Here is a 2,997-nt window from a genome sequence, read left to right on the forward strand (position 1 = left end):
TGGTTTTAAAACACCCGTGCCGTTTTTTTTCCGTTTCCTTAGAAAAACCAAAACAAAGTGGAAAGATCAAAAAATGAATTTAATCTGAATCGCAACATGAAGGTGCATAATTTTAACGCAGGTCCTTCTGTATTACCCAACGAGGTATTGTACAAGGCCAGTAAAGCTCTGATCGACTTCGAGGGGTCGGGGATGTCTATACTGGAAATTGGCCACAGAACACAACCGTTTGTAGCGGTAATGGACGAGGCGCGTAACCTGGTGAGGGAACTGATGCAGCTTGATGACGACTTTGAAGTACTCTTTTTACATGGCGGCGCTACCACGCAGTTTATGCAGGTGCCGATGAACCTGCTGGAAAGCAGCGATTCCGCCGCTTATGTGGATACAGGAGTATGGTCTAACAAGGCTATCAAAGAAGCAAAATTGTTTGGCTTCGCCGACGTTGTGGCGAGCTCCAAAGAAAGCAACTACAATCACATTCCCAAACAGTTTACCATCCCGCCACAGGCAAGCTATTTACACATTACCACCAACAATACCATTTATGGTACGCAGTGGCAAATGACACCTGTTACCGACGTACCCCTGGTAGCAGACATGAGCAGCGACATCATGAGCCGCAGCATGGACTTTAACAAGTACTCGCTGATCTATGCCGGTGTACAGAAAAATATGGGCGCCGCAGGCGCTACCATGGTAGCTGTACGCAAAAGCATACTGGGCAAGGTAACGCGCAAAATACCGGCTATACTGGACTACAGGAACCATATTGAAAATGGTTCCATGCTCAACACCCCTCCCGTTTTTGCCGTATACATTTCCATGCTCACCCTCCGGTGGCTTAAAGACCAGGGAGGTATTCCCGCCATTGAAAAGATCAATGAGAAAAAAGCCGCATTGCTCTACGACGAAATCGATCACAACCCGCTGTTCCGCGGCACTGTTGTGAAAGAAGACCGTAGTAAAATGAATGCCTGCTTTATCATGGATAAACCGGAAATGGAGGAAGAATTCCTGAAATTCTGCAAAAAAGAAGATATTGTTGGTATCAAAGGTCACCGTCTCTCAGGCGGGTTCCGCGTATCTATGTATAATGCATTGCCATATGAAAGCGTGGAAGTAATGGTGGAAGCCATGAAATACTTCTCCCTGAAAAAGGCATAAAAAAATATCCTGAACGTAATACGGAGTTGCAGATACATCCCTGTCTGCAACTCCGTATTTTTTTTATCATTACATTTACTACTCACACATATCTACATCATGGCTATTATCAAACCCTTTAACGGATTAAGGCCTGCAGCAGATCTGGCAGCAAAAGTAGCTGCAAGGCCGTACGACGTACTCAGCTCGGAAGAAGCCAAAACAGCGGCATCCGGTAACCCTTATTCATATTATCATGTTTCAAAATCTGAAATAGATTTACCGGAAGGAACTGATCCCCACAGCCAGGCTGTATATGATAAAGCCGCGGAAAACCTGCACCGGCTGGTACAGGAAGGCACCCTTTTCCTGGAACCGCAGGCTGCCTATTATATCTATAAACTGGTGATGAACAGCCGCGCACAAACCGGCCTGGTATGCGTTTCCGCTATATCAGATTATAATAACGGCATCATCAAAAAACATGAGTTTACCCGGCCTGATAAAGAACTGGATCGCATCAATCATATCAAAACCACCAAAGCGCAAACAGGCAACGTATTCCTTGCCTATAACGATGTACCTGAGGTTAACGCATTGATAGACCACTGGCAGGAACATAATAAACCTGTATATGACTTCACCGCGGAAGACGGCATCCGGCATACCATATGGGTGATCAATACACCTGCCGCCATCCAGGACATCACTACCCTTTTCGCCGAAAAAGTGCCATGCACTTACATTGCCGATGGCCATCACCGCGCCGCCTCTGCCAGCCTGGTACAGGCCGCGTTTGAAAAAGAAGGAAAGATCACTTCCGTAGATAATCCCGTAAATTATTTTCTCACTACCATTTTCCCCGCCAGCCAATTGGCTATCCTGGACTATAACCGTGTAGTGAAAGATCTCAACGGACTCAGTAAGGAAGCCCTGCTTTCCCGGCTGGATTATGACTTCACTGTGGAAGAGATCGGGCACCTGCCCCAACAACCCTCCATGCTGCACGAATTTAGCATGTACCTGGATGGGAAATGGTACCGCCTGGTGGCAAAAGAAGGCACCTACACCACCGATCCGATAGGCATCCTCGATGTAACTATTCTTTCCAATAATGTACTTGACAAACTGTTGGGCATCAAAGACCAGCGTACCGATAAACGCATCGACTTTGTAGGCGGCATCCGCGGCCTGGAAGAACTGGTGAAACGGGTAGACAGTGGCGAAATGAAAGTGGCATTTGCCCTTTACCCTGTCACCATACAGCAACTGTTCGATATTGCCGACAGCGGAAATGTGATGCCCCCGAAAAGCACCTGGTTTGAACCAAAGCTGCGCGACGGGTTGATTACACATATTATTTAAATATGATATACCATTCCCCGGCGATTCAACCCGCCGGGGAAACTTATTTCACCCTCCCATACCTGAATCATGAAAACATCCGACCCTACCCGTTCCATTTTTGATGATGATCCTTTACTGGCAGAAAAGAAAAAGTTTTATCCAACATTAGGCCCCGCATGGCTGATACCGGTTTATAGCATGGTGATGTTCATTGCATACTATGCGGTGGCTTCTGTTGCCTATCCCGACCTTGTGAAGGACAAAGTACAGAACAGTATATTGGCAATACCACTCTATTGCAGCCTGCTGCTGGCTATCCTGGCTTATAGTTACAGCAGGAAAAAGAAGGAGGAGCCGGATTACAACCTGCCCTTTGCAATGCCTTCCGCAACTGTATTGCTCACCGGCCCTTTCCTGATGTTTTCTCTTTATATATTTTCTTTTGGCGTTCAGGAATGGATCCACCTAAGCGCATTGAAGGAATGGGACAGCGTTTTCCTGCTG

General features: G+C 46.7%; 3 protein-coding genes. All 3 read left to right on the forward strand.

Annotated features, from left to right (window positions below; all coding sequences use genetic code 11):
* The first annotated feature begins 96 nt into the window (after positions 1-96).
* Positions 97-1,167 (forward strand): 3-phosphoserine/phosphohydroxythreonine transaminase, encoded by a 1,071-nt coding sequence (serC, locus tag VN105_RS14805; protein ID WP_325642199.1) that lies wholly within the window; start codon positions 97-99, stop codon positions 1,165-1,167.
* A 99-nt stretch (positions 1,168-1,266) separates the two neighbouring features.
* Complete coding sequence (locus VN105_RS14810; RefSeq protein ID WP_325642201.1) at positions 1,267-2,511, forward strand: DUF1015 domain-containing protein; 1,245 nt, start codon at positions 1,267-1,269, stop codon at positions 2,509-2,511.
* Between the two features lie 69 nt (positions 2,512-2,580).
* Positions 2,581-2,997 (forward strand): hypothetical protein (locus VN105_RS14815; protein ID WP_325642203.1); only part of this gene is annotated, 417 nt, incomplete at its 3' end.

The organism is Chitinophaga sp., from assembly GCF_035564935.1.
Lineage (GTDB): Bacteria > Bacteroidota > Bacteroidia > Chitinophagales > Chitinophagaceae > Chitinophaga.

Coding starts and splice junctions, on each gene's coding strand:
- serC (WP_325642199.1), top strand. CDS start 97: ATGAAGGTGCATAATTTTAACGCAGGTCCTTCTGTATTACCCAACGAG.
- VN105_RS14810 (WP_325642201.1), top strand. CDS start 1,267: ATGGCTATTATCAAACCCTTTAACGGATTAAGGCCTGCAGCAGATCTG.